At 69.9% G+C, this 26,277-nt stretch carries 21 protein-coding genes and 1 CRISPR repeat array; of the genes, 7 read left to right on the forward strand and 14 right to left on the reverse strand.

The annotated features are described in order from the left end of the window. Positions 1-8: 8 nt before the first annotated feature. From ACZ6QQ_RS23245 to ACZ6QQ_RS23255, 3 genes are read right to left on the reverse strand one after another with little or no spacing between them, the layout of a single operon-like run. Positions 9-1,907: a hypothetical protein gene (locus ACZ6QQ_RS23245; protein ID WP_465878989.1), complete on the reverse strand. Its 1,899-nt coding sequence runs from the start codon at positions 1,905-1,907 to the stop codon at positions 9-11. After that, positions 1,904-2,161, reverse strand: a complete 258-nt coding sequence (locus ACZ6QQ_RS23250) for a hypothetical protein (RefSeq protein ID WP_465878990.1) — start codon at positions 2,159-2,161, stop codon at positions 1,904-1,906. Before ACZ6QQ_RS23250 ends, ACZ6QQ_RS23245 begins: the two co-directional genes overlap by 4 nt. Beyond that, on the reverse strand, positions 2,158-2,535 hold the full coding sequence (locus ACZ6QQ_RS23255; RefSeq protein ID WP_465878991.1) for a DivIVA domain-containing protein: 378 nt from the start codon (positions 2,533-2,535) through the stop codon (positions 2,158-2,160). Before ACZ6QQ_RS23255 ends, ACZ6QQ_RS23250 begins: the two co-directional genes overlap by 4 nt. A gap of 238 nt (positions 2,536-2,773) precedes the next feature. Here ACZ6QQ_RS23255 and ACZ6QQ_RS23260 point away from each other — a divergent pair, with 238 nt between their 5' ends. Beyond that, positions 2,774-2,977 (forward strand): winged helix-turn-helix domain-containing protein, encoded by a 204-nt coding sequence (locus tag ACZ6QQ_RS23260; protein ID WP_465878992.1) that lies wholly within the window; start codon positions 2,774-2,776, stop codon positions 2,975-2,977. Positions 2,978-3,153: 176 nt separating this feature from the next. Further along, positions 3,154-5,926: direct repeats of the CRISPR family, unit length 37 nt; unit sequence GTCGCAATGGAGGCCGATCGCGAACGACCGGCGTGAG. Between the two features lie 214 nt (positions 5,927-6,140). Here the strand turns inward: ACZ6QQ_RS23260 and ACZ6QQ_RS23265 are convergent. From ACZ6QQ_RS23265 to cas7g, 4 genes are read right to left on the reverse strand one after another with little or no spacing between them, the layout of a single operon-like run. Then, positions 6,141-7,112, reverse strand: coding sequence for a type I-G CRISPR-associated protein, Cas3-extension family (locus ACZ6QQ_RS23265; protein ID WP_465878994.1), 972 nt, complete (start codon positions 7,110-7,112; stop codon positions 6,141-6,143). Then, on the reverse strand, positions 7,109-10,213 hold the full coding sequence (gene cas3g / locus ACZ6QQ_RS23270; RefSeq protein ID WP_465878995.1) for a type I-G CRISPR-associated helicase/endonuclease Cas3g: 3,105 nt from the start codon (positions 10,211-10,213) through the stop codon (positions 7,109-7,111). The genes ACZ6QQ_RS23265 and cas3g overlap by 4 nt, the downstream gene beginning before the upstream one ends. Then, a complete protein-coding gene (gene csb2, locus ACZ6QQ_RS23275) occupies positions 10,200-11,633 on the reverse strand; it encodes a type I-G CRISPR-associated protein Csb2 (RefSeq protein ID WP_465878996.1) in 1,434 nt (477 codons plus the stop codon). The genes cas3g and csb2 overlap by 14 nt, the downstream gene beginning before the upstream one ends. A 4-nt stretch (positions 11,634-11,637) precedes the next feature. Further along, on the reverse strand, positions 11,638-12,825 hold the full coding sequence (cas7g, locus tag ACZ6QQ_RS23280) for a type I-G CRISPR-associated RAMP protein Csb1/Cas7g (RefSeq protein WP_465878998.1): 1,188 nt from the start codon (positions 12,823-12,825) through the stop codon (positions 11,638-11,640). A 302-nt stretch (positions 12,826-13,127) separates the two neighbouring features. On the opposite strand from cas7g, the gene ACZ6QQ_RS23285 reads away from it, so the two are divergent. From ACZ6QQ_RS23285 to ACZ6QQ_RS23295, 3 genes are read left to right on the forward strand one after another with little or no spacing between them, the layout of a single operon-like run. Beyond that, on the forward strand, positions 13,128-13,388 hold the full coding sequence (locus tag ACZ6QQ_RS23285; RefSeq protein WP_465879001.1) for a hypothetical protein: 261 nt from the start codon (positions 13,128-13,130) through the stop codon (positions 13,386-13,388). Continuing rightward, positions 13,385-14,044, forward strand: a complete 660-nt coding sequence (locus ACZ6QQ_RS23290) for a hypothetical protein (RefSeq protein WP_465879003.1) — start codon at positions 13,385-13,387, stop codon at positions 14,042-14,044. Before ACZ6QQ_RS23285 ends, ACZ6QQ_RS23290 begins: the two co-directional genes overlap by 4 nt. After that, positions 13,992-14,432: a hypothetical protein gene (locus ACZ6QQ_RS23295; protein WP_465879004.1), complete on the forward strand. Its 441-nt coding sequence runs from the start codon at positions 13,992-13,994 to the stop codon at positions 14,430-14,432. The genes ACZ6QQ_RS23290 and ACZ6QQ_RS23295 overlap by 53 nt, the downstream gene beginning before the upstream one ends. A gap of 126 nt (positions 14,433-14,558) precedes the next feature. Here ACZ6QQ_RS23295 and ACZ6QQ_RS23300 read toward each other — a convergent pair whose 3' ends face one another. Continuing rightward, positions 14,559-15,089, reverse strand: a complete 531-nt coding sequence (locus tag ACZ6QQ_RS23300) for a helix-turn-helix domain-containing protein (protein ID WP_465879006.1) — start codon at positions 15,087-15,089, stop codon at positions 14,559-14,561. Positions 15,090-15,217: 128 nt separating this feature from the next. On the opposite strand from ACZ6QQ_RS23300, the gene ACZ6QQ_RS23305 reads away from it, so the two are divergent. Continuing rightward, positions 15,218-15,469, forward strand: a complete 252-nt coding sequence (locus ACZ6QQ_RS23305; protein WP_465879008.1) for a sigma factor — start codon at positions 15,218-15,220, stop codon at positions 15,467-15,469. Between the two features lie 21 nt (positions 15,470-15,490). On the opposite strand, the gene ACZ6QQ_RS23310 is transcribed toward ACZ6QQ_RS23305, so the two are convergent. Together ACZ6QQ_RS23310 and ACZ6QQ_RS23315 are read right to left on the reverse strand one after the other, a co-directional pair. Beyond that, the gene (locus ACZ6QQ_RS23310; protein ID WP_465879009.1) at positions 15,491-18,991 is read right to left on the reverse strand and encodes a S8 family serine peptidase; all 3,501 of its coding nucleotides are present in this window, start codon (positions 18,989-18,991) and stop codon (positions 15,491-15,493) included. A 233-nt stretch (positions 18,992-19,224) separates the two neighbouring features. Beyond that, positions 19,225-19,701 (reverse strand): hypothetical protein, encoded by a 477-nt coding sequence (locus ACZ6QQ_RS23315; RefSeq protein WP_465879010.1) that lies wholly within the window; start codon positions 19,699-19,701, stop codon positions 19,225-19,227. Positions 19,702-19,811: 110 nt separating this feature from the next. Here ACZ6QQ_RS23315 and ACZ6QQ_RS23320 point away from each other — a divergent pair, with 110 nt between their 5' ends. After that, positions 19,812-20,987 carry a serine hydrolase domain-containing protein gene (locus tag ACZ6QQ_RS23320; RefSeq protein WP_465879011.1) on the forward strand — a complete coding sequence of 392 codons (1,176 nt, stop codon included), beginning with the start codon at positions 19,812-19,814 and terminating at the stop codon, positions 20,985-20,987. Positions 20,988-21,018: 31 nt separating this feature from the next. Here ACZ6QQ_RS23320 and ACZ6QQ_RS23325 read toward each other — a convergent pair whose 3' ends face one another. The 3 genes from ACZ6QQ_RS23325 to ACZ6QQ_RS23335 form a co-directional block, all read right to left on the reverse strand. After that, the gene (locus ACZ6QQ_RS23325; protein WP_465879013.1) at positions 21,019-21,819 is read right to left on the reverse strand and encodes a GAF domain-containing protein; all 801 of its coding nucleotides are present in this window, start codon (positions 21,817-21,819) and stop codon (positions 21,019-21,021) included. A 178-nt stretch (positions 21,820-21,997) separates the two neighbouring features. Further along, a complete protein-coding gene (locus ACZ6QQ_RS23330; protein WP_465879015.1) occupies positions 21,998-23,314 on the reverse strand; it encodes a hypothetical protein in 1,317 nt (438 codons plus the stop codon). Position 23,315: 1 nt separating this feature from the next. Then, entirely contained in the window at positions 23,316-23,900 is a 585-nt protein-coding gene (locus tag ACZ6QQ_RS23335) for a hypothetical protein (protein WP_465879017.1), read from the reverse strand. A 318-nt stretch (positions 23,901-24,218) separates the two neighbouring features. On the opposite strand from ACZ6QQ_RS23335, the gene ACZ6QQ_RS23340 reads away from it, so the two are divergent. After that, a complete protein-coding gene (locus ACZ6QQ_RS23340; RefSeq protein ID WP_465879019.1) occupies positions 24,219-24,950 on the forward strand; it encodes an HAD family hydrolase in 732 nt (243 codons plus the stop codon). Positions 24,951-25,015: 65 nt separating this feature from the next. Here the strand turns inward: ACZ6QQ_RS23340 and ACZ6QQ_RS23345 are convergent, their stop codons facing one another. Then, positions 25,016-26,200 (reverse strand): low temperature requirement protein A, encoded by a 1,185-nt coding sequence (locus ACZ6QQ_RS23345; RefSeq protein WP_465879279.1) that lies wholly within the window; start codon positions 26,198-26,200, stop codon positions 25,016-25,018. Positions 26,201-26,277: the final 77 nt, after the last annotated feature.

The following is a 26,277-nucleotide window of genomic DNA, read 5'->3' on the forward strand; positions in this document are numbered from 1 at the left end:
TTCCGGCGTTACGCGTACGGGCCGTGGCCGTCGCTCCGGTTCGGGTCCAGCCGGACCGAGACCGGCTCGCCGGGATGGTTCCGGGCCAGCTCCCGCAGGGACAACTCCGGCTCGATCGGCTCCACCTCGGGCGCGAGTTGTTGCGGCACCCGGAGCGGCTGGGCCGGGTCGACGGGTACGGCGGCACGCAGGGCCGAGCCCAGGTAACGCAGGCAGTGGTCAACCGCCTCGGGCACGCTCTGCTCCAACGGCGGAAAGAGCGGATCGCTGGTGTCGTCGGGGTCGAGTGCCGCCGCCTGCCAGCGCATCCCCTGCACCTTCGCCAGGTCGTCCGCGTACGGCGAAAGGTCTTCGGCGGTGACCCGGAGCGCGAGCCCGAGGCCGTTGACCAGCCGGGCGAGCTGCCCGAGGGAAAGTTCGGACCACGTTGTCACCTGGATCAGCACCCTGGCTCCGGGGCGTCCCCGGGCGGCGAGCGCCAGGTACCGGTCGAGCGGGTCGGTGGCCGGGTCCGGCAGGGTGACCAGCCCGTGGCACAGTCCGTGCTCGATGGCATGACCGCTGTCGAACTCGGTCAACGCCTCCGGCCCGCGTCCGAAGAGTCCGACCCACGAGCCGAGCCGGTGCCGGGTGCCGAGCTGCACGATCGGTTGCCCCGCCGCCTCCCGCGCCACCACCGTGCCGGCCCCGAGGTGACCGTTTCGGGAGGTGGTGGTGTCGTCCGGGCGCCAGTTGAGCCAGATGGTCCGGTCCCCCAGGTCGGTCAGGATGACCACCGCGCCCTGGTACACGCGACGCCGACCGGCGCAGGTGAGGCAGCGGCGGGTGCCGTGCCGGTTGACGCCGGTGCCGTGACAGTCCGGGCAGGTCACGCTCGGGATCGGGTCGCCGAGGTAGGCCGGCGGTCGCGGTTCCCAGCCCACGGTCACGCCGTTTCCGCCGCCGCGCAGGCTGGCGTGCCACCAGTTCCGGTCCCGCCAGGTCGCCCGTGCGCCAGCGTTGTCGTCGTCGGCACAGTCCCGCATGATCCGCCGTTCGAGCTGGTCGACATCGGGTTCGCCGACCTTCCGGTCGGGCTGGGTCGACGGGGTGAGGAAATGCGCCGGGGCGGTCGCGCAACGCTCGGCGAGACCGTAGACCGCGTCGGCGATCGTGGTGCACTCGATCGCGGCGAGCAGGTCGCGTGCGTACCCGTGGGTGTTGATCGGGATCGGCGAGCCCGGCAGTTCGAAGCGAATGTCCCAGGTCAGACGGTCGCCGGATGCTTTTCGGGCCTCGATCACCAGGTCGAGGCAGAGCAGGTCGGCGGCCCGGCAGAGTTGGGCCAGCAGCTTGCCGTGGTCGGGTGGGCCGGAGTCGGTCGAGTCGCCGAGGTAGACCCACCACGGGTGTCGGGTGAGGCCGGCGAGCGCGGTCGCTTCGAGCGCGAGGCGTTCGTGCTCGGGCAGTTCGGGCTGCCACGCTCGGGGCAGGTGCAGACTCAGCTCGCCGTCCGGGTCGAGTCGCCGCTCCGGCCGGTCCACCTCCCGCAGGCTGCCCACCGCCGTCCCGGTCCGCTTCGCCAGCTCACTGACCAGCGGAAACAAGGGCAAACGCCAACCGCCGTACGGTGAGGGCGTCGCCTGCACCAGCCCCGGCACCACGTCAACGGAGGCGACCGCACCGGTCCCCCGGTTCGCGACGGTGAGTACGAGTTGGGCGCGGAGTTTGCCACGCTGGGCGCAGTCGACGCACGGTTGGGCGGTCGTGCCGGTGCCCCGGCACAGCTCGCACTCCGGGAATCCTGCGGCTGTCGTCTCCGCCGCCGGGGACTCGTCGCCGCCGCCGTCACGGCACGAGCATTCGGTGAGCTTGAAGGTCAGGCCGTCGCAGCCGACGCAGGTGACGACGATCGGGGCGGCACTCATCGGCACTCACCGGAGTGCGCCGCAGCCTTCCCGCACCGGCGCGACTCGCCCCCGGTGCGGCGATCGCAGAAGACCTGGTGGCGGGTGTTCTGATTGGCCTCTTCGGACACTTCCGCACCGGTGGAGTCGATCTCCGGCAGGAAGCTCACCGAACGGGCGAGTACGCGGGCCAGGTTGAGGGCAGCGGGCAGGTCGAGCGCGGTGACGGGCAGGTGGATGACGTACCGGTCGGGGTCGGCGTCTGCGCTGCTCACACCCGTACTCCGGGGTGGAACCGGGACTGCCAGTCCCGCAACTGGTTCTTGATCCGGATGTTCTCCTCGCGGGTGTAGGCCAGCTCGCCCTGTAGCGCGTTCAGCTCGTTGGCGACCCGGTGCAGGAAGACGCGCACCTCGTCGGGGTCCAGGCCGTACCGCCGGAGCGAAAACTGCCGGTCCCGCACCTGCCCCTCACTCAACGGCGGGTACGTCGCCGTCCGGTAGTAGCCGCTCGCCTGGTTGCTCGCCGCCCGTACCCAACTGATCGGCCTCGGCCGCACAGCCGGAGCCACCACCACGGCCGCAACCGGCCGCCGCCGCCAAAACGAGAGAAGTCGAAGCAGTACGCGCACGTGCCAGCCACCTTCCATCGGGAGTGGAAGGCGACCCGGCCGGAGCGCCGGAGAAGTCCAGCCGGGTCGCCACCCTCCGTCGATTTGCCGAACCGACCGGAGGAGATGGGGAAGAACCTACCCGACTATATCGAGTAGGTCTACCCCATCGAGGAGGACGGCAACCTATTGCAGTAACTGGAGTAACTAGGGCAAGATCAGAGGTGCCGAACCGACCGGAGACACCTCTATGCCAACCGCAGCAGCACCATTCCGCGTGATCGCCAACGAGATCACCGCGAAGATCAAGAGTGGCGAGCTTGCCCCTGGCGACAAGCTGCCCTCCACCTCACAGCTCGCCGACCAGTACGGCGTCAGCCCCGGAACAGTCCACCGCGCCCTGTCGCTACTACACGACCGCGACCTCATCATCGGCCAACCAGGCCGAGGCACGTACGTCGCCGACCACTCGACCAAGTAGATCACCGGTAGACGACCCAACGGCACGCTGGCGGCGGAGGGTGTTCTAGACCCACGAGCGGTCTCGATCGTTCGGTCGATCGCCTCCCCGGACCAGGGGACTTCTAATCCCAAGGTCGCAGGTTGGCGCCTACCGGCACCCGACGTTCGATCGTTGAACGTGACACCTGTGGTCAGAGCGCAATGGAGGCCGGTCACGAACAACCGGCGTGAGCCGCTCCGAATCCAAGCCGATTGTCTCGATGTCGAAGTCGCAATGGAGGCCGATCACAAACGTTCGGCGTGAGTCGGCAGCGCACCACTCGGCGTGCTCGCCTGACCGTAGTCGCAATGGAGGCCGATCGCGAACGACCGGCGTGAGCTGGCCCAGCGGCACCTGCTGACCGCCCTGCGGCTGGCGTCGCAATGGAGGCCGACCGCGAACGACCGGCGTGAGTTGCCACCAAGCAGGTCATCAGGTTCGGCGACACCTGGTCGCAATGGAGGCCGATCGCGAACGACCGGCGTGAGCGTCGCGGACCCGGTCGCCGCGGTCGCGAGCGCGATGTCGCAATGGAGGCCGATCGCGAACGACCGGCGTGAGATCGGCTCGGCGTCGTCCAGGTCCGTCAGCACGTCGGCGTCGCAATGGAGGCCGATCGCGAACGACCGGCGTGAGGCGTCCGCGATCATCACGTCGAGGCGGCTGTTGGCGTCGCAATGGAGGCCGATCGCGAACGACCGGCGTGAGGTCAACGTACGCAGTGGCCCGCCCCGGTGGATGGTGATGTCGCAATGGAGGCCGATCGCGAACGACCGGCGTGAGCTCCAGCGGGTACTTCTTCTTCACGCCGGCGGGCCACTCGTCGCAATGGAGGCCGATCGCGAACGACCCGGCGTGAGTCGGGTCGGCGTGGATCTTCCGCAGGGCCGTGGTGGAGTCGCAATGGAGGCCGATCGCGAACGACCGGCGTGAGTGGACGTGGCCGGACCGCTCAACGCCAGCGGTCGGTTGTCGCAATGGAGGCCGATCGCGAACGACCGGCGTGAGACGGTTTCCAAGCACGCACGCAATCGCCAGATAGGCGCGTCGCAATGGAGGCCGATCGCGAACGACCGGCGTGAGCTACATCCCGGCCGCGTACGTCGGTCGGCAGTGCTGGTCGCAATGGAGGCCGATCGCGAACGACCGGCGTGAGTTCCTGTTCGTTGGCGTCGGGCAGCTCCCGGCCGTGTCGCAATGGAGGCCGATCGCGAACGACCGGCGTGAGGTGCGGTCGGTCTAGGACCGTATCCCAAACGTCGTGTCGCAATGGAGGCCGATCGCGAACGACCGGCGTGAGTTGTCGCCGAACTCACCGATGCGGTCCCGTGCCTGTTGGTCGCAATGGAGGCCGATCGCGAACGACCGGCGTGAGGACGGCAACCGTGTTCGACCATCGAATGAGTCGCGAGTCGCAATGGAGGCCGATCGCGAACGACCGGCGTGAGTTCCGCTGGTGGCGTGGTGGCTGCTGTCCTGGCTGCTGTCGCAATGGAGGCCGATCGCGAACGACCGGCGTGATCGAAGCGTCCACCGAACTGGTCCTCCAGGGCCCGGGCGTCGCAATGGAGGCCGATCGCGAACGACCGGCGTGAGCCTGTTCCTGTCCCTGCTGCCCCAGCCCACCGCCGAGTCGCAATGGAGGCCGATCGCGAACGACCGGCGTGAGTTCGGGGGCGGCGTGCCCCGCGGAGAGATCAAGCCTGACCGTCGCAATGGAGGCCGATCGCGAACGACCGGCGTGAGGGCGTTGGCGTACTGGGCCAGTTGGGCGCAGATCTCCATGTCGCAATGGAGGCCGATCGCGAACGACCGGCGTGAGGCGTCCCGGACAACGAGGGCCTGGTCCTCACGTCGGCGTCGCAATGGAGGCCGATCGCGAACGACCGGCGTGAGTGCCCGGTGGGACCTCGGCCTGGGGTCGGGATGGGGTCGCAATGGAGGCCGATCGCGAACGACCGGCGTGAGGACGGCCCGCCGAGTCGTTGTTGCCGGGCGAGCAACCGTCGCAATGGAGGCCGATCGCGAACGACCGGCGTGAGGAGCCGGAACCGGTCGCGGGGCACCCCGATGGTGCCGGCGTCGCAATGGAGGCCGATCGCGAACGACCGGCGTGAGCAACCGGCTGATGTGGTCGGCCAGCGGCGCGACCGGGTCGCAATGGAGGCCGATCGCGAACGACCGGCGTGAGACCCGCCCCCGGCTCCACCACGGCCGCCGGGGCAGTGTCGCAATGGAGGCCGATCGCGAACGACCGGCGTGAGCGGTCCCCGTTGCGGAGCCCGTTGATCAGGTCGGTGGAGTCGCAATGGAGGCCGATCGCGAACGACCGGCGTGAGGTGAGGCGCTGTACCGCGGACAACTGTCCATCAGCGAGTCGCAATGGAGGCCGATCGCGAACGACCGGCGTGAGTATGCGGTCTCGATCAGGGACGCCCAATCCGTTCGCAGTCGCAATGGAGGCCGATCGCGAACGACCGGCGTGAGTGGTTACGACCACGTCTATCTAGGCGGACACATTTACGTCGCAATGGAGGCCGATCGCGAACGACCGGCGTGAGCACATGGGTGAGGGTCAGCAGGACTTCGCCATCGTGGTCGCAATGGAGGCCGATCGCGAACGACCGGCGTGAGTTGACGACCTGGACGCGGCGGCGGCCGGCGCCGACGAGTCGCAATGGAGGCCGATCGCGAACGACCGGCGTGAGGGGCGAGACTCTCTACTTCCAGCGCGTGGAGCACCCTGTCGCAATGGAGGCCGATCGCGAACGACCGGCGTGAGCCGGTCCGACCGATGATGACTACATCAATTGGGCGGTCGCAATGGAGGCCGATCGCGAACGACCGGCGTGAGGGCCTTTCTGCTATGGTCGGGTTTCCCCTCCCAAGGAGTCGCAATGGAGGCCGATCGCGAACGACCGGCGTGAGGCTTCGTGAGCTGCACATATAGATGCTCACCAGCATGGATCTACGGGGCCTTTGTTCGATTCAACCGCCTTGTCCGTAAATCTTGGTTCGGAACCTCCCAGGGAAATCGTGTGAGCCTAGGGTTCCGAGGTGCGAGAACAAATCGGACAAGCTATGCAATTGTCAAGCGACGGTCGCTCGCGTACGAGCTGTTGGGCTCTTGTGGCCGGAGGGCCTATCGGGTGGTGGTGGTGCGGATCGGGATCGGGGCTAGGACGCCGGCTGACTTGCGGCCCTCGATTGGGCGTCGGGCTGCCCCGGCGACGGCGAACACGCCGAGCGGCTGCCAGCAGCTCCGGCTCACGGTGACCTCCTTGGCGACGGCTCCCGGACGTACGTCGGGATGTTCCAGGAGGGTCGTGATCCCGGTCGTGTCGAGTGGTTGCCTCCAGAGGGGCCAGGTCATGACGGGTTGCCGTCGACCGGGGACGGTGTGCCAGAGCGTGGCCTGGACGGTGCTGCCGTTTCCGGTCAGGCGCAGCAACGGTAGGGCCATGATGGCGAGCCAGGTCGCGCCCGGTACGCCAGCCTCGACCGACACCCCGCTCGGATGGTCGGCGGCGCTACGCAGCACCCGGTAGTCGAGGTATTCACCGGTGTAACCGTCGACCCGCCGCCACCGGGTCAGTGCCTCCCGGATCAAGGTCGGCGGGTCCTTCCGTACCTCTTCGAGTGGCTTACTGAAGAACGACCGGAGGCTTTGCTGTCCGGCCGGCGCGCAGAACGGGGTGAGCGCCGCCCGCCCCTTCCCGTCAACCGCGAGATCGGTCACCAGCGCCGAAAGCCAACGGCTCAACGCCGACTCAGGATGCCTGCTGACCAGGTCGCTGACGAGTGTCCGGAACTCCTCGCGTGGCACCCGCATCGGGTCAGGTGCGACGCCAATCTTCGAAAGCGGGAAGATCGGCGGTACGCCGGGGATGACGCCGCCGTCGGGGATCGTGCCGATCACGCGTACCAGGGCGTCCACGATTTCCTCGACGGTGGCGAGCGGGCTGTGCAGCAGTGCGCAGCCGCTGGTCTCGTCGTAGGACAGCCGCGCGTCGACCCGCGCTTCGTCGCGCAACAGCCGCACCACGCCGAGCGACGCCAGGAAGCCGAGCGCGTCCCGGCCGTCGAGTGCCGCCAACTCCACCGTGTACGTCATGAGCGAACCTCCTCGTCCCGCGCCGAACACCAGATGTCGGCCAGACGTACGACGGTTTCCAGCAGTGCCAGCCCCCAGCGGCCGTACTCGGAGTTGAGCTGGTCGAACTGGGTCGGCGACTGCCACTCGACCGTCTCCTCAGTGCTGAGGACCGGTAGTCCTGGCACGACAACCTTCACCGGTTCAGGGTCCACAGCGGGTGGCAGCAGGCCACGGCTGCGCCCGTGATGGCTGGCGATCAGGTGCAGGACCAGCGCCGGATCCACTTCCTTCGGGTGCTCGGCCAGACGCAGTGCGGCAATCCGCGCGGACAACGCCTCGTGCCGCATCCCTGGCGGATACTTCGCGGCTCTGCGGGCGCGGCGGCGCTCCGCCAGGTTGGTTGGGTCGATTCCCGACTTGGCCAACGGTTCCCTTGCCAACTCGGCTGCGGCGCGGCGCCCCCCATGCAACATGGTCTGGAACCGGATGTCGCGTTTTCCCTCGTCGTGCCAGAGCGCGGCGATCCTGACGCTTTCCGCTAGCCGGGGATTCAACCCGAGGTGTTCGGCCATTTCACCGGCACGGGCGGCCACCGCCTCCTGATGAGGGACGAGGCCGATGCGGCGACCCGGATAGGCGGTGCTGGAGCTGCCGGTTTCCGAGTCGTCGTCGGCCTGGCGGCGGCGGTCGGCAGACAGCACGATCGGGAACTCGGGGATCCAGAACTTCCCGGTCGTGGGGTCGAGTTGCCGGGTCGGCGTCACCGTGAGCTTGGAGAGTTTTTCCTGCTCAGTCTGCTTGTCTGACGGGTCGGGCCTGAGCAGTGAGCGCAGTGCCTGGCCCAACGGGTTGTCGTCCGCCAGGCTGTCGGCAACGGCGTTCAGCCGGTCCGCGTACCCGTGGGGTTTGTCCGCGTCCGGGTCGGTGATGGCGAAGGCGAGCAGGTTGTTGAGCGCGTCGCGTTGGTCGGGCGCGCTGGTTTCCGTACCCGATGGGTCGGATGTGGGTTCGGAGTCGGCGGCCGGGGTCGGCACGGTGAGGTAGGCGGCGAGTTTCCGCAGGTGCGGGCCGACCCGCAGGATCGGGCCGCGTCGCCGGTCGGCCAGGTCCGCCACGTCGACCACAGGGGTTTCACTGTCCGGGTGCCAGCCGAAGCGGTCACAGCCGCCGTATTCGACCGGCACCACGATCGTGTCACCGGGCCGGATCTGCTGGGCGATGATCACCTCGCCGTCGCCCCGGCGCGGGTAACGCAACACCCGTGGGTGACCGCGCTCGTCGCGTGAGCGCGGTGCCCGTTGCCGCGCGGGCGGCACCGGCTGGGCCGCCGTCCCGGATTCCTCGACCTCGGTCGGCTCCGGTACGTCGATGTCGGCAACCGGCTCCGCGTCGGTCTCTTCCAGCAGCCAGCGGCGCACCTCGCGGACCGGGATGTCAATCGTCTCCTCCGTCACCGGCTGGACGAGGTCGACCACCGCCGACCAACGTTCCGGCTGCTCGGACGGCATTCCGGTGCGCCAGACGACGGTGACCGGCGGAACCTCGTCAACGAGGCCGTGCAGGTACGGCGCGACCGGCGGATCCGGATGCGGCACCGGAGACGTACGCGTCCAGGTGTCCAGGGTCGCCGGGAACAGGTACGGCACCACCTCCTCCCGTACCCTGCCCGTCTCCGGTGGTGCGGCGGCGGCCAGGGTGCGCAGCGCGGCGGGCGCGGCATTCAGCCCGCTCTCGGCCGCCGCGAGGTTCTTCACCGTGCCGACCGGTGCCTGACCAGCGAGCCACTGCCAGGTGGCGAGGCGGGCTTCCCGGTAGACGTAGTCCTCCGCGTCCACGGTGCTGTCGTGCACGACGTAGGCCGGTGCCGGGACGTCGCGGAGCCCGAGCCGGTTGAGCCGGCCGAGTCGCTGGACCAGGGCCGCCAGCGACGCCGACTCGGTGACCAGTGCGTCCAGGTCGATGTTCGCCCCGACCTCGATCGTCTGGGTGGCGATGATGACGAACGGCCGCCGGTCGTCATAGTCGCGCCCGACCTTGATCCGCCCGTAGTAGCGGGCGAGCAGGAGTTCCCGGTCGACGGGCCGGCTGCGGCCGGTCAGCAGGATCGCCTCCACCTGGCCGTCGAGCAGTTCGAACACCGCGCGGGCGCGGGACACGGTGTTGACCACCACCCCGACCACACCCTGCGGCGCCAGGTGCAACGCCAGGTCGGCCAAGGCCCGGGGTACGTCAGCGTTCGCCTTCTTCTTCGTCGTCGGTACCTCGACCAGCCGCAGCCGCTTCCGCGCCCACAGCCGACGCCTGGCTACCTCGTCCTCCTCGTCGGCTTTGCTGATGCCGTGCACGGTGATCTCCCGACCGGTTCCGTCGGTGCCGTCCTTCGAGGTGGTGGCCGACATGGTGACCAGGGTCGGCTTTGCCTTCGTTGGCTGGTTGCCGAGTTCCAGCGGCCACCGGTCCAGGTCGAGCGCGGCGGTGACGGTGGTGCGGAACGCGTCCGCGAGATGCGCCTCGTCCACGATGATCAGACTGTCGGTGCCGACGAGGGCGGCGTCGATGCTGCGGCCGTACTCGGTGACGCCGTAGCCGCGGAACAGCAGGCGGCTGCCGACCTGGTCGATGGTGCCGGTGACGATCGCGTGCCGGTCGGGGCGTTCCAACCAGATCCGGTCCCAGGTCACACCGCCGCGCATCCGGGTAACCGTCAGCACCTCACCGTCGTCGTCCCCGTCGACCCGCAACGCTCTTGCGACCCGGGCACAGACCGGAGTGGCTGCCTTCCGTAACGCCTCCTGCAATCGGGTGGCGTGCTCGTGTGCCTCGTCCACCACGAGCCGGCGGTCAACCACGAAGAACGTACGACGTTTCGCCAGCTCGGGGCGCAACGCCGCCACGAACACCGCCACATCGAGCACGGACGTCTTGCCCAGCCCGGTCGGTACGTCGATCACATCCGGCCAGCGGCCCTCGGTGAGAATCCGGCGCAGCAACGCGGACTGCCACGGGAACGGTTTGCGGTGATCCTCTGGTGGGGCGGTCGGGTCGCCGTGCACCTCGTGGACGAACTTGGCGAACAGCTCGATCGGGTCGGTCTGTTGGTCCTGGTCAGGAGCGGGCATCGGGCACCTCCGGCACGAACAGGCCGCAGCCCAGGTAACGCAGTGCCCCGGCGATGACCGGGCCACGTACCGGGGTGGCGAACTCGACCCGGCAGTGCACGAACGGGCGTCGGGGCCGCCCTGCGGGTACGGTGCCGCGCCGGGGCAGCCGCACCGCGCCGCGTACGAGTGGGGCCTCCAGCACGGTCACCGACTCCGGCCGTGGATAACCGGCGATCACGAAACCGTCGGCCAGCACCTCGGCCGGGTCCTTCCGACCGGGGTAGCGGTCCAGCATCATCGGCGTCACCGACACCCAGCGCCGTGCACCCGCAGCCTGCCCCATCCACCGGTCCGGACGCAGTCCCCAGGTTGCCGGCGGCTCGGCCGGATCACCGAACCGGAACACTCCCTCGGCGCCGGCCCGGAGCACCCTGATCGGGTTCTCGCCATCGTCGCCGAGCAGGCCCCGCAGCACCGCGATCCGGTCCGCGTCCGGCAGGTCACCGGGGATCGCCACCGCCACCCCGAGCAGGTGCCCGTCGGCGTGCCGGTGCCCGACGTCAAGCAACGGCAGGTAGCCGACATGCGGTCGGCCGTCGGCGCCGTGCCCGCTCGCCTGCGGTGGCACCGGATCCGCGACCCGGTCCAGCACCGCCCGGCGCAGAATGTCGGTGACGGTGAGCAGCCGGTCGCCCTGGACCGGCACCCGACCCCGCTCCGCCGGCCAGACCAGCATCTCCCGGTACGGCCCGTCCGCGCTGGTCGCAGCCGTCTCCGCCACCGGTTCGGCACCCGTGGTGTAGTCGATGGCCCGAGACATCTGCCAGGCCCGCTCGCCCTGTGCGTACGCCGCCCGCAGCTGGTCGGTGTAGCCGGCGTACGGCACCCTCAGCGCCAGCGCACCCGCCGCGCCGAGCCGGGTCGGCCGGTACGTCACCCACGACGACCGCGACTCCACCACCTCGTCCCGTACGTCCACCTCCGCCGACGAGGTCGACCGACCGAGGTACGGCACCCGCCGGGCGAGCCGGCTCAGTCGCCACAGCACCCCGTCGTCGGCGGTCGCGTCCGGCCACACGAAAGCCACCTGGTCAACGGCCGGCAACACGCCGGTCCGGGTACTCAACCGATTCGTACGCCCCGGCCAGCGGGTGCTGCCGGCTCCGCTGTCGGTCGCGTTCGTCACCACGAAGCCGCTCCGGACGGAGGCGGTGACCCGGTCGACCGGGTCCGCCAGCACCAGCGGTGGTCCGGCCTGCTCCAACCAGCGCAGGGCGGCGTCGTCGGCCGCGAAGCCCGGCGCGGACGTATCGGGTTCGGCCGAGGCGAGCAGGGCGCAGAACAGTCGGGCGGGATGCGGCGGCCACTCCATCCGGTCCGCCAGGTCCGCCGCGTCGTAGCGGCCGTCGCGCAGCCGCACGGTGATACTCAGTGCCACCGGACTATTCCCCGTCCCCGACGGCCGAGGTCACCGCGAAGCGGATCGCGTCGGCCAACTGCCTGGTCGGGGCGATCGGCACCACGTCCGAGTCCATCACGATCCCGGCCGCCGTGGCGCGGTCGCGTAGTGCGACGAAGGCGGCGATGGCCTCGGCGCTGCTCACCTCGATCGGCTCCCGCTCGCCACCGTCGCGCTCGAAGTAGACCGTCTCGGAGATCCTGGTCAGGTCGCAGCCGGAGCGCAGCCACAGCGACGGCCGACCGAACGTCAACCGGTCTCCGACGAGTGCCAACGCCGCCAGCGTCGCCCTGGCCAGGGTCGCCGCCTCCACGGTCGCGTCCCCGAAGCGCAGCCGTTCCAGCCCGGCGAGGGAGATCCAGCCCTGGCGGCGTACCTCCCGGACCGTCACTCCGCCGTGGGTGGTGTTCGGCGCGATGTGGCCGTGCCCGATCTCGCTGAGCTTGCCGCCCTTGGCCTTGGTGCCCTCGGGCAGGAACCGCCAGTCGCCCTCCTGCTTGGTCTTGTCGTCGATGGCGCCGGTCAGGTTCGACGGGTCGAGCCGTCCGGCCCGCCGCTCCCCCTCCAACCATTCGGTGCCGAACATGGTGGACGAGTAGATCCGGGCGAACTTCGGCCACCGTCCCTTGCGGTGCGAGTCCCAGGCCCCGAACAGCAACGAGTACGGCTCCCGCCGATAAAGCGGTCGTACGTCGGTTGCCGTCGCCGAGCGCAGCTCTCGCCCGATCTCGCTGCGGTCGAACCGGACCCCGCCAACCTCACTGTCCCGCAGGTACGCGTCCGCGTACCGGTGAGGGAAGTCGAGCGAGGTGAGCCTGATCCCCTCCTCCTTCATGACCAGCTCGAACATCGGCAGGTCGAACCGGCCACCGTCACGCGCGACGAGCAGCGCTTCCTCGACCCGGTTGGCCTGCGAGGGCACCTGGTCCACCACGACGGTGTCCCGCCGCTCCCCGTCGACTAGGCGCTGCTCGAACACGTACGGCCTCGGCAGCCGTCCCTCACGCTGCGCGGCCCGGGTTTCATGATCGGGAATCGGGAAGGTCGGCGGCATGATCTTCCCGCCCGGACCGCCCACCGGCTGATAGACCGCGTTGAACGCGATCCCCGCGTCTTGACGATCATCGTCAACCGCGGCAATGAGACGATCAACCAACTTAGACATAATCACTCCTGAGTTTCGGCAATACCGGCATGGTCTACCGGACGCGTACGACAAAGACGCACACCAGCGCACCCTTGATCGGTACTCAACGACCACCTCCAGCAAGATCAGTTTCTCGGCGACGTGACGCGAGTCGCTCTCCGTACCGAGCTGGCGGGCGAGGAACGGATCGCGTCATTTCGCGGACAGCGGACCGTTAGCGCTTTCGTTAGTCTTTTCGCGGCTGTGTGGTGGACCCGTGTACGAAGACTGCTGCCACCTGTCCTGCCTCGCACCCGGCGCGGGAAGGAAAGGCGGATGATCAACAGGTGAGCATCGAGGACGTCAAGGCGATCCTTCGACAGGGCCGCGACTCCATCGGTCAGGCACGGCAGATGATCGAACAAGTCGCCGCCGACACCGCCGAGGCAACCGACGAAGCGCAGGCTACCTGCCATGACAGCCGTCATGCCGAGGTGGAGGCGGCTCTCTCCAACCTCAAGCAGGCGATCCGCGAGACAGAGTTGACGATCCGCCGTCTGGACGCGAGCGACGACGGTGCGAGCCACTACCTGACGGCATTGGGATGAGCAACGTCGGCGAGGTCGTGGCGCGGTTGAACGCCCTCATCGAACGCCTCGACCAGGCGGCTGTCTCCGCAAGCCGCACCGAAGCCGAGATCTCCGCTGCACATGCGAATTTCACCCAGGCGGGTGTGGGCGCTACTCACGCAGAAATCCGTCGGGCGATCGACGAGAGCGAAGCGGCCGGCGAGAAGGCCGCCAAGGTCGCACGATTGTTATCCAGGGCGGCCGGTCACCTGGCTGCCTACGTCGACATCATCGCCCCGGGCGCAGCACCGACACGGTCGTCCGCTCCGGAGAGCATGCCTACGGGCGAGCAACTTCTGGAGCAGGGCGACCGAGCGGCGAGCAGCTTCCGCCGCTTCTCGAAGCGGGTCGTGCAGAATGCTGAGTCTGCGGGCGAGACGGCCAAGAAGTTGACTGATTTCCTCAGCGCGGCCCGGCCGCAGGGCACGTCCGCCACCACGACTCGACCGGAACCACCGCCGCAGGCAACCCCCGCTGTGGCACCAGGCGACGCGGCACAGGCCCTGATCATCACGGGAGCCGCAGTCGTCGCCGCCGCGCTGAACGCCGCCAACATGCGGAAGAAACGAAAGGAACAAGAGCGTGACCGATCGAAGCAGCTACCTCGACCTGATCCGGGAACTGGTCAAGGGTGATCCGGAGGCGTATCGACGGCGCTGCGAGCAACTCGACGAAGAAGGCTGGGATGAGCTCGGGCTGGTTGTCGCCGCCGGCTTCTTCCTCGCGGTACGCCAGCACTTCGGGCCCGCGACGACCACCTCCTCAGTGATCAGCCTGGTCGCCGAGACGCGTACGGAGATGGCGGGTACGGGCTTCGACCTCAACCCGACGGTCGCGGAACAGTTGCTCACCTCGGCCACCACCGGTGACACCACCGCGTTGGAGACGGTTGATCCGAACCTCATCATCGAGTCGGAGATGCTGCTGCTGTGGAAGCTCCTCGGGCCTCGGACAGACAGTGAGCTGGCCGCGTTCCTCGCCGAGGTCGACGTGCTGGCGGAACAGTGGAGCCAGGAAGAGTAGCGACCCAGTCATCTCGTCGCCCACCTGAAGCAGGATCAAGATTCGGGATCTTGGAATCACAACGTCGTTCCCGCGACGCTAAAATTCCAAGATCCCAAATCTTGATCCTCAATTTACGTGGGGCCGTCACTCTGGTGTGGGATATCCGTGCTGCGACGGTCGTTCCTCACGATCTTGCTCGTCCGTGGGAAACACGAGGTCGTAGAGGCCCGTCTCGATGCTGGAGATGGTCAGTTCGTGCAGTGACTCCCGCTGCTCGCGCCGGCTCCGTTGCTGGTATTCCAGCAGGTCCGCGAGCTTGATCCGGCGATGACTATTCGGGCGGTCGTGCGGGATCTTTCCCTCGTCCAGCAACCTCGTAAGCGTTGGCCGCGAGACCCCCAGGAGCTCGGCGGCCTGCTGCGTGGTGAGGGTGGTGTGCTGCGGCGCCACGGTCAGCGCGTAACCCTGCGCCAGCGCCTCAAGCCCTCTGACCAGGACCTCGCGCAGGGCATCGGGTATCTCGACCGAGCTTGACCCGTCCGCACCCAGCAGCTCGGCCCGCGTTCCCTCCACCTCCCGGTCCCCCAGCACCCGGAGCAGGTCCAGGACGGCGCTACTGGCCATCGCGTCGGGCAGGATCGTCTGCACGTCAAGCCGGTCCGGAAGAATCGCCACGCACCGAACCTCGCCTCAATTCGAAAGAAACGCAAGCTGCATATCGAGGTTGTTGGGTCCGTACGAAGATCTCGTGAGGGGCGCTCCGACGTGGCAACCGCCCGTACGGGGGTGGAGTTCTTAGCTGCGTGAGAGTTGATCCGAGCTTCGACACGTTCGTCGAGCAGCGGTCGGCAGCGTTCCTCCGCCTCGCGTACCTGCTCACCGGAGACCGTGGGCACGCCGAGGACCTGTTGCAGACCGCACTGCTCCGTACGATGCGCCGCTGGTCCAAAGCCCGCGACGCACCTGAGGCGTACGTACGGCATGTCCTGGTCAACCTGTTCCGCGACCGGATCAGGGGGCTGCTGCGCCGCGGGGCCCCGGATCGCGGTTCGTGATCCGGGGCCCCGTCGTGTCGGTCAGCCGGCCCGGTAGGCGCCGATGATCGTCTGTTCGATTCCGCTGCCGCCGTCGCCGGTCGCCGTGATCCGCAACGACACCGCCTGTCCCGCCGACACCGGCGGCAGCGCGCCGGTGAAGGTCTCGGAACCCCCCGGTCGTACGGCCGCCGGCTGCCAGGTGGCACCGTCGTCGACGGAGGTCTCCAGCGTGAACGAGGTGATGTTCTGCCGGGTCACGCCGTGCGACTGGTGCACGGTGAAGCTGGCCTCACCGCCGGTCGGGTGGTTCGTGGCGTCGAGCGGCAGGGCGTAGTCGACCGAGAGCAGCGGCACCGGAACGCTGCTGCCGGCATCGGTCGGGCCGGTGGAACGGAACGTCCAGGCGGTGTTGACCCGGCTCGACAACGTCATCAGCCGCGTCGCGTCCAGGTCGTAGGTGAGCCGGTAGTCACCGGCCGCCTGCGGGATCTCGAACTCGCCGTACGACTGCGGCTGTTCGCCGATCAGCACACCGTCGCGGTGCAGGGACAGTTTGCGGGTGGTCAGCTCGTAGTAGCCGTCCCACGGGCCGATGCAGTCGAACCGTTGATGCTGGTCGGACAACTCGACCAGGTCCACCCGCAGCAGGCTCTGCGTACGCCGGATCGGCTGCGGCACACACTCGCTTGGGGAAACCAGCGGGTCGTCGTACCAGTCGGGGCGCAGCGGTTGACGTACCCAGGTCTTCTGCTGCCGGCTGCCGGCCGGGTACTCGCGCATCGCCTCCTGGGTCACCACCATCGTCTGCGGGTCGAACAGGTCGAAGGCGCCGGAGAAGAACGCCTCGTCCACGTAGGAGAAGCCGGGCGTGAGGTAGTCGACCCGGGTGGTCGCCACCTCGACGGTCTGGGCGTCGAGCAGGTAGAAACCGTCGGCGGTCAGGCCGTACCGCTTGTGGTTGGTGACCGCGTCGGGCGTGTCCATGGTGTGGAAGGTCTGGTCGATCCGGATGAGCTGGGTCTGCTCGGCCGCGCTCACCTGCCACGACAGGTCGGCCGGGATGCCGTCCGGCAGGGCGCGGATCAGCTCGTAGACGAACGGGGTCGGTACGGTGCCGGCGGCGTGCAGGCTGACACTCGCGTACGCCTCGAAGCTGCCGATGCCGGGTTTTTCCATCGGCATGGCGTAGGCCCCCCAGGTTTTCGCGGCCTCGCCCCAGGCGAACGCGAAGTCCTCGCTGACCAGGGTGCCGTCCGTCGACCGCTGCCGGTAGGTGACGCCGACCTGGGCGGCCTCGGTCGCCACCTGGTCGAGCGTCGCCTTGACCGGGCTGGCCCGGCCGGCGTCGGCGACCAGGGTCGTGTCCCGATCGACGATCACGTCCGGGTCACCGACCAGGATCATGCGGCTGAGTCCGGTTCCCGGGTTGTCCTCGACCTGGTAGCCGGCGACGCTGTACCGGCCCGCCGGGACCCGGATCGTCACCGGCTCGGTCGGGGACAGGTTGGTGAAGTCGTTGAAGAGAGCCGGGTCGTCGATGCTGGCGATCCGCACCCCGCCCCACTGGTCGATGCCGGGGCCGGCGTCGGGCAGTGACGTGACACTGAGTGCCAGGTCGAAGCTGCGCGGCTCGACAAAGAACGCGACCGGGGTGCTGGCGACGAAGGTGCCGTTCGGTGTCCGGGCGGTGACGGTCGCGGTGTAGAGGCCCGGTTGGGCGGCCAGCCGGGTCGGGTCGACCCGCAGGGTCACGGTCGAGACGCTGTTCCGGCCGACGGTGAGCCGGTCGGCCGAGAGCCGGGCGGCGCCGGCCGGCGCGTTCACACCGCTGTTGGTCCGCACGGTCAGGCCCAGTCTCAGGTTGACCGGGCTTCGGCCGTTGTTGACCCAGCTCAGTTTGGTCGACGCCGTCCCGGACTGCGGGTAGGCGAAGATGCCGAGGTCGACCACGTCCTGCCCGGCGACCACCGCGCCGAGTCCGCGTACGGCGTCGAGCCGACCGGCTCCCACGGCGTAGCTGTCCACATTCGACAGTGGGTCGGCGGCGCCAACCAGGGCGGCCTTGAGTTGGTCGGGACGCCACCCCGGGTGCCGCTGGGCGAGCAGGGCAGCGGCACCGGCGACGTGCGGGGCGGCCATCGAGGTGCCAGAAGAGGCGGTGTAGCGGGCGTCGACCGGGGTGCCCATGGTCGTACCGGCGGCCCGTGCGGCGATGATGTCGACACCGGGGGCTACCAGTTCCGGCTTGGCGGCCTTGGTGTTGACCAGCGGCCCCCGGTCGGAGAACTCGGCGAGGGTGTCGGCGCCGTCGACCGCGCCGACGGTGAGCGCGGTGCCGGCGGCGGCCGGCGAGGAGATCTGCCCGGGGATCGGGCCGGCGTTTCCGGCGGCGACGACGAACAGGGTGCCGTGCTGGGCGGTGAGGTTGTCGACGGCGAGGGACATCGGGTCCGTACCGTCGCTCGGCTCCCAACCGCCGAGGCTCATGTTGACCACGTCGGCTCGCGCCGCCGCCCACTCCATCCCGGCGATGATCTGCGAGTCGCTGCCGAAGCCGTCGTCGGTGAGGACCTTGCCGATCAGCAGGTCGGCGTCGGGGGCGACCCCGCGTCGTTGGCCCGGTACGCCCGCGCCGCTGCCGGCGATCGTCGCCGCCACGTGGGTGCCGTGCCCGTGCCCGTCGACCGCGTCACCGCCCTCGACGGTGAAGTCGGCCCGCTCGACCACCTGCCCGACCAGGTCAGGGTGGGTGAAGTCGGCGCCGGTGTCGAGCACCGCGACCCGGCTCCCCCGGCCGGTGACCCCGTTCCGCCACGCCTCGTGCGCGCTGATCTGGGTCAGGTTCCGGTCGAGCCGCCGGGTGTCAGGATGACGATCGGTGTCCGGCGCGGCCGGAAGCAACGCGGTGGTGCCGGCTGCCACGGACACCCGACGGTCCAGCCACACCTTCGGGCCGGCGTCCGCCGACCGGGCACCGGCCGTGGCGGGGACGCGGGCGCTCAGCGTACGGATGAAGTCCGCCCCGCTCTTCTTCGGCTGCCGGCCGGCGACGGCGGCGATGGTCGGCAGCGCCCGGCGTTCGCCGAGGTTCGCGGCGATCGGGTCGGCGGCGAGCGTGCCCGCCGCCCGCGCCCCGGCCCCGCCGCCCGGCCGGACGATCAGCGGCAACTCGGCGGTACGCGCGTCGTCGTAGCCGTCGAGGATCAGCGCCGTCACGTCGAACAGCGACTCGTCCAGCACCGACCCGACCAGCCCGGCAACCTCACCCGGCACGACCCGTACGTGACCGTCCGCGCCGCAGCTGCGGTGCTGGACCCCGCTCGGCTTCGCCGGCCGCACACTCACCACCGGGCAGGCCGACCCCCGCCCCGAAACGGTCACCACGTCCCCGGTCAGCAACGTCACCGTGTACGTCCGGTCCGCCGGCAGCACCGGCCCACCGGGACCGGGTGGCGGTGTCGCCGGTGTCGACGGCTGCGGCGCCGCCAGCACCGGGCTGCCGGACAAACCGAGAGTGGCGGCGACCACCGCCGCGGTCACCACCACTCGCCTGGAAGAACTGTCTCCACCCCGTGCCATCAAGCGCTTTCCCTCTCTCGATCCCGCGCCGCCCCGGACCGTGATCACGCACGTATCGGGACGCGACGATGCCGGCCCCCGATCAGGGACCGTCATCTCATTGACGCAGGTCGACCCGGAACGGTTGTGCGATTACGCCGCCAATCCGACATCGGATCGGGTGTCGGTGACGCGGGCGTCGCCGGCGCCGACCTCTAGGCGGGTGGCTTGGAGGGTACGACGTTGCGGAACCGCTCATGTGCCGACTGTCGGCTGATGCCGAGCGCCTTGCCGATCTCGGCCCAGGAGAGCCCGGCCTCCCGGGCCGCCACCACGGCCCGTTCGATCAGCGGCCGTTGCCAACGTTCCACCTCGGCCAGGACGCCGAGGGCCTGCAACGGCCAGGTGGTGGCGAGCTCGGCGACGTTGTCCCGGAGGGTGTCGGAGCGGCCCAGCAGCCAGCCGGGCGCGGTGGCTGCCAGGATCGGCCTGATGTGTCCGCCCCACTCGGAGGTGGCCATCCAGCGCCCCTCTTCGGCGGCCGGATAGTCGTTGGCGCCGGCCCAACCGCAACCGCACCGGGCCCGGTAGCCGACGGTGTCGGCCGGTGCGGTGGCGTCGGTACTCAGCGTCCCGTCCGGCAACCGGAACCCGATGAGGTTCGCGTGCCCCGGAACCATCTCCTCCGCCATCCCGCAAGCATATGCATGTCAGGGTTCCCTGACTCGCTATGTCAGGATAGCCTGACGCCAGTTGTCCGGGCTGGTCGTCGTCCGGGCCCGACACTCCCGAAGGAGAGCACATGTCCGTGGTCAGCGGCACCGTGGCACCGGGTTACGAGCCGGTCCGAGAGGCGTTCCTGGCGAACTTCGACACGCGGTCCGAGATCGGCGCGGCCCTCAGCCTCTACCGGCACGGCCGGGAAGTGGTTCACCTGTGGGGCGGGTTCGCCGATCCCACCACCGGCCGCGCCTGGCGGGAGGACACCCTCCAGGTGGTCTTCTCGACCACCAAGAGCGTGCCGGCGGCCTGCGCACACCTGCTGGCCCAGCGCGGGCAACTCGACCTGAACGCACCCGTCGCCGAGTACTGGCCAGAATTCGCGGCTGCCGGCAAGGGCATCATTCCGGTCCGCTGGCTCCTCTCCCACCAGGCAGGGCTACCGGTGCTCGACCGTCCGGTCCCGCTGGCGGAGGCACTCGCCTGGGAGCCGGTCGTCGCCGCGCTGGCCGCCCAGCGACCCGCCTGGCAGCCGGGCACCGCACACGGCTACCACGGGCTCACCTACGGCTGGCTGGTCGGCGAGGTGGTACGCCGCGTCTCCGGCCGTACCCTCGGCACGTACTTCGCCGACGAGATCGGAAAACCACTCGGCCTGGACTTCTGGATCGGCCTGCCCGCCGCCGAGGCACACCGGGTCGCTCGAATCGTCGATCAACCGGTCGCCCCGCCCACCACCGCCGGGGTGGTCCCGGAGGCGCTGCGGGAGGTGCTCGCCGCGTACACCGATCCAACCTCGCTGGTGGTCCGGTCGATGATGGTGACCGACCCGCCGCTCGACCTCGCCGAGCCACGTACCTGGGCGGCGGAGATCCCCGCGGTCAACGGCATCTGCACCGCCTCGTCGCTGGCCCGCTTCTACGCCGGACTGATCGGCGAGGTCGACGGCGTCCGGATCCTCGACGCGACCACTCTCGCCGCCGCCACCCGTGAGCAGGCCAGCGGAGTCGACCGGGTGCTGATGGTGCCGACCCGACCGGCGCTCGGCTTCGGCCTGCCACTACCGGAACAGCCATGGTGGTCGCCCACCGCCTTCGGCTTCCCCGGCCACGGCGGCTCCCTCGGCTACGCCGATCCGGCCAGCGGTATCGCCTTCGGGTACGTGATGAACGGACTCCGCGTCACGATGGCCCCGGACCCCCGCACGACCAGCGTGATCGAGGCAGTCCGAGCGGTCGCGTCCAGCCAACCGGCCTGACCCCTGCCAACGACACCCTCAGCGGACCCGGTCAGTTGCGGTTGACGTACGCGGCGAGGCCGCCGAGTTCCTCGTCGGCCAGGAACACCGAACGGACGTTGATCAGGGCCTCTTCGACGTGCTCGGCGCAGCTCCACGCGGAGTCGCCCCACGAGTCGGCGAGCTTCAGCTCCGCCGGTCGGGGGCAGGGGTTGCGGGCACCGCCGAGCTGGCAGTGCTCCGGGTGCGGCACCCGGCGGTGGACCGAGGCGGCGTCGCGTACGCGGGTGGTCAGGTCGGCCGTGGCGGCGACCGCGCGCCGCTGCGCGGCGGCGGCGAGTTCCCGCTCCGCGCGTACGGCGAGGATAGCGGCCAGGCGCAGGTCCAACTGCTTCGTGACCAGGGCGGCGAGCTGGGTCAGCACCGCCGTCTGGTTCCCGGTGACCTGCCGGCGTTTGCGGTCGATCACGTTGACCGTGCCCAGCCGGAACCCGTCGGCGGTGACGATCGGTGCCGCCGCGTAGAACCGCACCCCGAGTTCGCCCCGGACCAGCGGGTGGTCGCGGGTGCGCGGGTCGAGCGCCGCGTCGTCGACGACGTACGGGCCGTCGGCGAGGAGGGCCGAGGCGCACAGGCCCGGTTCGGTGCCGAGCTCGGTGACACCGTCGAGGCCCTTCGCGGCGGCGAACCAGAGCCGGTCGGCGTCGACGATGGTGACGGTGGCGATCGGGGTGCCGCAGACCATCGCGGCCAGCTCGGCGATCTCGTCGAACGTGCCGTCGCGGGGCGCGTCGAGTATTTCGTAGCGACGTACGACCGCCAGTCGGGCGGCCTCGTCCTCCGGCGACAACACGGGGGCTTCGAAGGGCAAGAGGTTACCGCTTTCCGGGTCGGGGATGGGCAGGGACGGAAAGCGGGAACGCCAGGTGACCGGATAGATGGCGATCTGTCACTGCCGACTCCGAGGTTATACCCTGCGGAACCGGACGGCACACCGGCCGACGCCACCAACGCGGGGTGTCACCGCTCACTCACCCGGCACCCGGCGACCGGCCGCCGGTCGACGTGGTGCCCCGGTTGACGTGCATCCGGCTGCGCCGGCCGGGGCGTACGCCCCACGCCGCGTCCGCCGTCAGCACCACGCCGAGCAGCACCCACCAGCCGCTGACCTCACCGCGCAGCCAACCGGCCACGACCAGGGACAGAATCGGTACGAACAACAGCAGGCGCAGCCCGCTGAGGATCCGCCGCCACCTCGCTCGGGGATGGTAGTGATCACCCCGTGGCGGCTTCGCCGTGTACTCGCGTACGGAGTGGACCACGGCGGCGGCGAAGCCCAGCCGTTCGGTGCGTACGGCACCGGGGACCGTGGCCGCCCAGTCCGCCAACTCCCCGGCGGTCCGGCCGATGACGTCGACCGGTACGTCGAGCAGTTCCCCCAGTTCGGTGAGGGCCGCCACCGGTGCCAGGTCGGTACGCCGCAGCAGGGCGGTGACGGTCAGCGCCTGCTCCGGCACCCCGAACTCGTCGGCCAACTGGCGGCCGGTCCGCGCGGTCGCCTCGGGGGTGACCGGGGCGGCACCGCCCCACTCGTGTGCCCCGGCGACCCGGCTGTGGCGGGTCAGCACGAAACCGGCGGTCCGCTCGGACCACCAGTAGGCCAGGGTGGCCCAGCGTTTGTCGGCCAGCACCTCGGCCGCCAGCGCCAGGCTGGCCCGCTTGCCCCGACCGTCCCAGAGGTGCAGGCTGCGCAACGCGTCGACCGGTACCGTCCAGGCGGACTGGGTGGTCAGCGGGGCGTCGGCGGCGGCGACCACCGCGGGCGCGTACACCAGGACCACGCCGACCTCGGGTGCGGCCGGCGGCGCCCCGATCACGGTGACCGGTGCGGGCCCGGTGGGGGTCAGCAACTCCAGCGGCAGGCCGAGGGCGCGGCAGGCGTCGGCGAGCCGGGCCGCCGGGTGGTAGCCGGTCGACGGGCTGGTCAGCGCGCGGTGCAGCACGGCGGCGCCGTCCGGCAGCCCGAACAGGGTGGCGACCGACAGCGCGTCCGACTCGGCGCAGGTGTTGTCGAGCGGCCCGACCGAGGCACCGTCCGGCCCGTACGCGGACAGCCGCAGCCCGCCGTCGGCGTCGACCCACAACCGGCAGGCGGGGGTACGGGCGGCGACGGCGAGCCCGCCGAGGTCCACCCCGTCGGGGTCGGTCGGGCGCAGCCGGGTCCAGCCGTCCGCCTCGGCCAGCACCGGCAGAGGACCGGCTCCGGCTCCGGCCAGCACACCGAGGCGGTACGCGGTGGCCCGGACCACGCTGATCGTCTCGTCGGGCTCCGTCGCCGAGTCGGTCATGTCAGGACCGGGCCAGCAGCCGGCCGAGCAGGCCCCGGTGCGTCGGGTCGACATGCTCGGCCTCGTAGAGTCCGGGTTCGTCGCCGACGAGCATCGACCGTCCGACCGCCACGTCCGGCAGGTCGAACACCCGGCAGACCCGCCGGAGCAGGTCCGCGACCAGCGGCCGGGGTTGACCGGGTACCGGGTCGTTGCGGATCAGCGCCAGGTCGCCGCCCCGGTCCGGGTGACCGTAGGCGGTGGCGATCTCCCCGCAGTAGACGTCCCAGGCCTTGCGGTCGGAGAGGTACTCGGCCGGCTCCTCCGGCGGCTGCCAGTCCGCCGCCCACTGGAGGCTCTGCTGCCCGCCGTCCGGGGTCAGCATCGTCGCCTCCGCCAGCGACTCGTTCGCCAGCAGCATCCAGGCCGGCACACCGGTGTGCCGGACCAGGTCGCCGGCGGGTCTGGCCAACCGGCGACTGCTGGACCTGCTACCCGGTGGGGAGTCGAACAGCACGATGCTGCCGAGCGGATCGGGTGCGACGAAACCACCGACCCGGCCCGCGTGTACCGCGTCGCGTACTCGGGTCAGGGGTGCCTTCGTCACGACCGCGTACGTTCCCACTGCCGGTCTCCCGTCATCGGTCTTGGCTGCGGAAGCTACCCCAGCGTGGTCGATCGGTCCATGGCCCGGTGTGTGTCGTTTCCGGCGCCGACAAGAATCGATCATCTATGCACCGCCCGTACGCATTCGCCGCCCTCCCGGCCGGCGGATTGTTTGTGCTGCTGGTCGATGGTCCGACCCGACCGGGCGGCGGGCGGAACTGATGATCGGCTCAGTCGGGGAATTGTTCCGGACATCCGGGGTTCCGGCACTAATCCGTCGCCGTTTCCGACCCGGTTGAGTACAGTCCCCGAGCCGACGATGGTGAGGAGAACCGTGGAACCGACCGGGACGATCGGTGCGCGACGCACCGGACAGGCGCTTATCTTCGACGCCGACGACACGCTCTGGGAGAACAACATCCTGTTCGAGCGGGTGATCGACGACTTCCTCGAATGGGTGGCCCACCCGACCCTGGACCGGGTCGAGATCCGCGCCATCCTCGACGACATCGAGCGGGCGAACGTGGTGACCCACGGGTACGGCAGCGCGATCTTCCTGCACAGTCTCGGCGACTGCCTGGCCCGGCTGCGGGAACGGCCGGCCACCGAGGCGGAACGGCGCCAGATCGAGCAACTCGCGGTGGCGCTGGTCGAGCGCCGGGTGGAACTCGTACCGGGGGTGGCGGAGACGCTGACCGAACTGGGCCGACGGCACGACCTGCTGTTGCTGACCAAGGGAAACACCGAGGAGCAGCAACGCAAGATCGACGCGTCCGGGCTGGGGCACCACTTCCGCCAGACGTACATCGTGACCGAGAAGAACGTCGAGGTGTACCGGCAGGTCGTGGCCGAGCACGGGCTGGTGCCGGACACCACCTGGATGATCGGCAACTCCCCGAAGTCGGACATCCTGCCGGCGCGGGCGGCGGGAATGAACGCGGTCTACATCCCGGACCCGTACCCGTGGGCGTTGGAGCACGCCGACCTCGATCCCGACGACAACCGGATCCTCACCCTGTCGACCTTCCCCGACCTGCTCGACCACTTCTGACCGGGGACGCGTGGCCGGGTGCTGCGGCTGGTCGACTGGGAGACCCGGTGGCCCGGCCCGTTCCGTCAGCGCCGGGGCGGCAGGGTCTGCTCGCCGAGTCGGGGGCCGGACTGGGAGATCTCGAAGCCGACCACCACCGCCAGGACGACCCCCGCCAGTCCGCTGGACGCCAGCGTGGGCAGGCCGACCATCGCCGGGGCGGCCAGGATCAGCACCGCCAGCCCGACCAGGCGGGGCATGGCCGCACGGGTGAACACCCGCCGTCCGAGCAGCGTGTGCCCGGCGAGGAACAGGGCCGGGCCGCCCAGGATGGTCGCGACCCCGGCCACCGAGGCCGAGTCGTTCGGATGCAGGATCACCATCTCGTCGCCGACGGTGATGCCGACCACGCCACCCACCATGATCAGGTGAGCCAGGGCGGCTTCCTTACTGCGGTAGCCCGGCTCGTGCGCGGCGGAGAAGGCCGGGCCCAACTTCTCCCGGATACGGTGGAAGTAGATCCAGTACAGCGACACGGTGACGCAGAAGGCCAGGACGAACGCCGTTCCCCGGTGCAGGCTGAAGTCGCTGGCGTGGAAGGTCCGGCCGGTGATCGCGACCGTCTCGCCGAGCGCGATGATGATGAACAGCCGGTACCGCTCGGCGATGTGCTCGTCGGCCAGGTTCCACTCCGCCGAGCCCGTCCGCCCCAGCTTCGGCACCGGCCAGCCGACCAGCGCGGCCACGTAGTCGATCACCAGCGCCACGCCCCAGAGCACCAGCCGGCCGCCATCCTCGACCAGCGCACCGGCGAACCAGGGCAGCGCCGAGACCGCGAACCAGACCGCGCCCCGCAGTGGCCGGCGGCCCAACTCGTGGTGCCGCAGGGCGAACGCGAGGACCGTACTGCGCCCCAGGTTGATCGTCACGTACGCGATCACGAACAGCAGCCCGCGCTGCTCGAACGCCTCCGGGATGGCGGTCGAGATCACCAGGGCACCGAACATGGTCGCGATGACCAGCGTCTGCAAGCGCAACAGCCGCGAGTCCAGGGTGTCGGTCAAGAGATTGGTGTACGACCACACCCACCAGACCGCCATCAGCAGGATCACCGTCTGGTAGACCCCGACCCAGTCCAGCCGGGCCTGCAACGCCTGGGAGAGCCGGAACAGCGTGAAGACGAACACCAGGTCGAAGAAGAGCTCGATGTAGGTGACGCCCTTCGGCTGGCCCAGGTCACGGAGCAGCCCGGAGCCCGGCCCCGTCTCCATCGCCACCCGTTCGCCACCGCCCGACGCTCCGACCGCTCGGAACAGTCGTACCACTCCGGTCGGGCGGCGGACCGGAG

The sequence above is a fragment of the Micromonospora sp. NPDC049529 genome (genome assembly GCF_055586685.1).

Bases quoted from the DNA above. Each gene is read 5' to 3' on its own strand.
- ACZ6QQ_RS23245 (WP_465878989.1), bottom strand. From the start codon at position 1,907: ATGAGTGCCGCCCCGATCGTCGTCACCTGCGTCGGCTGCGACGGCCTG.
- ACZ6QQ_RS23255 (WP_465878991.1), bottom strand. From the start codon at position 2,535: ATGGAAGGTGGCTGGCACGTGCGCGTACTGCTTCGACTTCTCTCGTTT.
- ACZ6QQ_RS23265 (WP_465878994.1), bottom strand. From the start codon at position 7,112: ATGACGTACACGGTGGAGTTGGCGGCACTCGACGGCCGGGACGCGCTC.
- cas3g (WP_465878995.1), bottom strand. From the start codon at position 10,213: ATGCCCGCTCCTGACCAGGACCAACAGACCGACCCGATCGAGCTGTTC.
- ACZ6QQ_RS23290 (WP_465879003.1), top strand. From the start codon at position 13,385: ATGAGCAACGTCGGCGAGGTCGTGGCGCGGTTGAACGCCCTCATCGAA.
- ACZ6QQ_RS23315 (WP_465879010.1), bottom strand. From the start codon at position 19,701: ATGGCGGAGGAGATGGTTCCGGGGCACGCGAACCTCATCGGGTTCCGG.
- ACZ6QQ_RS23320 (WP_465879011.1), top strand. From the start codon at position 19,812: ATGTCCGTGGTCAGCGGCACCGTGGCACCGGGTTACGAGCCGGTCCGA.
- ACZ6QQ_RS23330 (WP_465879015.1), bottom strand. From the start codon at position 23,314: ATGACCGACTCGGCGACGGAGCCCGACGAGACGATCAGCGTGGTCCGG.
- ACZ6QQ_RS23340 (WP_465879019.1), top strand. From the start codon at position 24,219: ATGGTGAGGAGAACCGTGGAACCGACCGGGACGATCGGTGCGCGACGC.
- ACZ6QQ_RS23345 (WP_465879279.1), bottom strand. From the start codon at position 26,200: ATGGAGACGGGGCCGGGCTCCGGGCTGCTCCGTGACCTGGGCCAGCCG.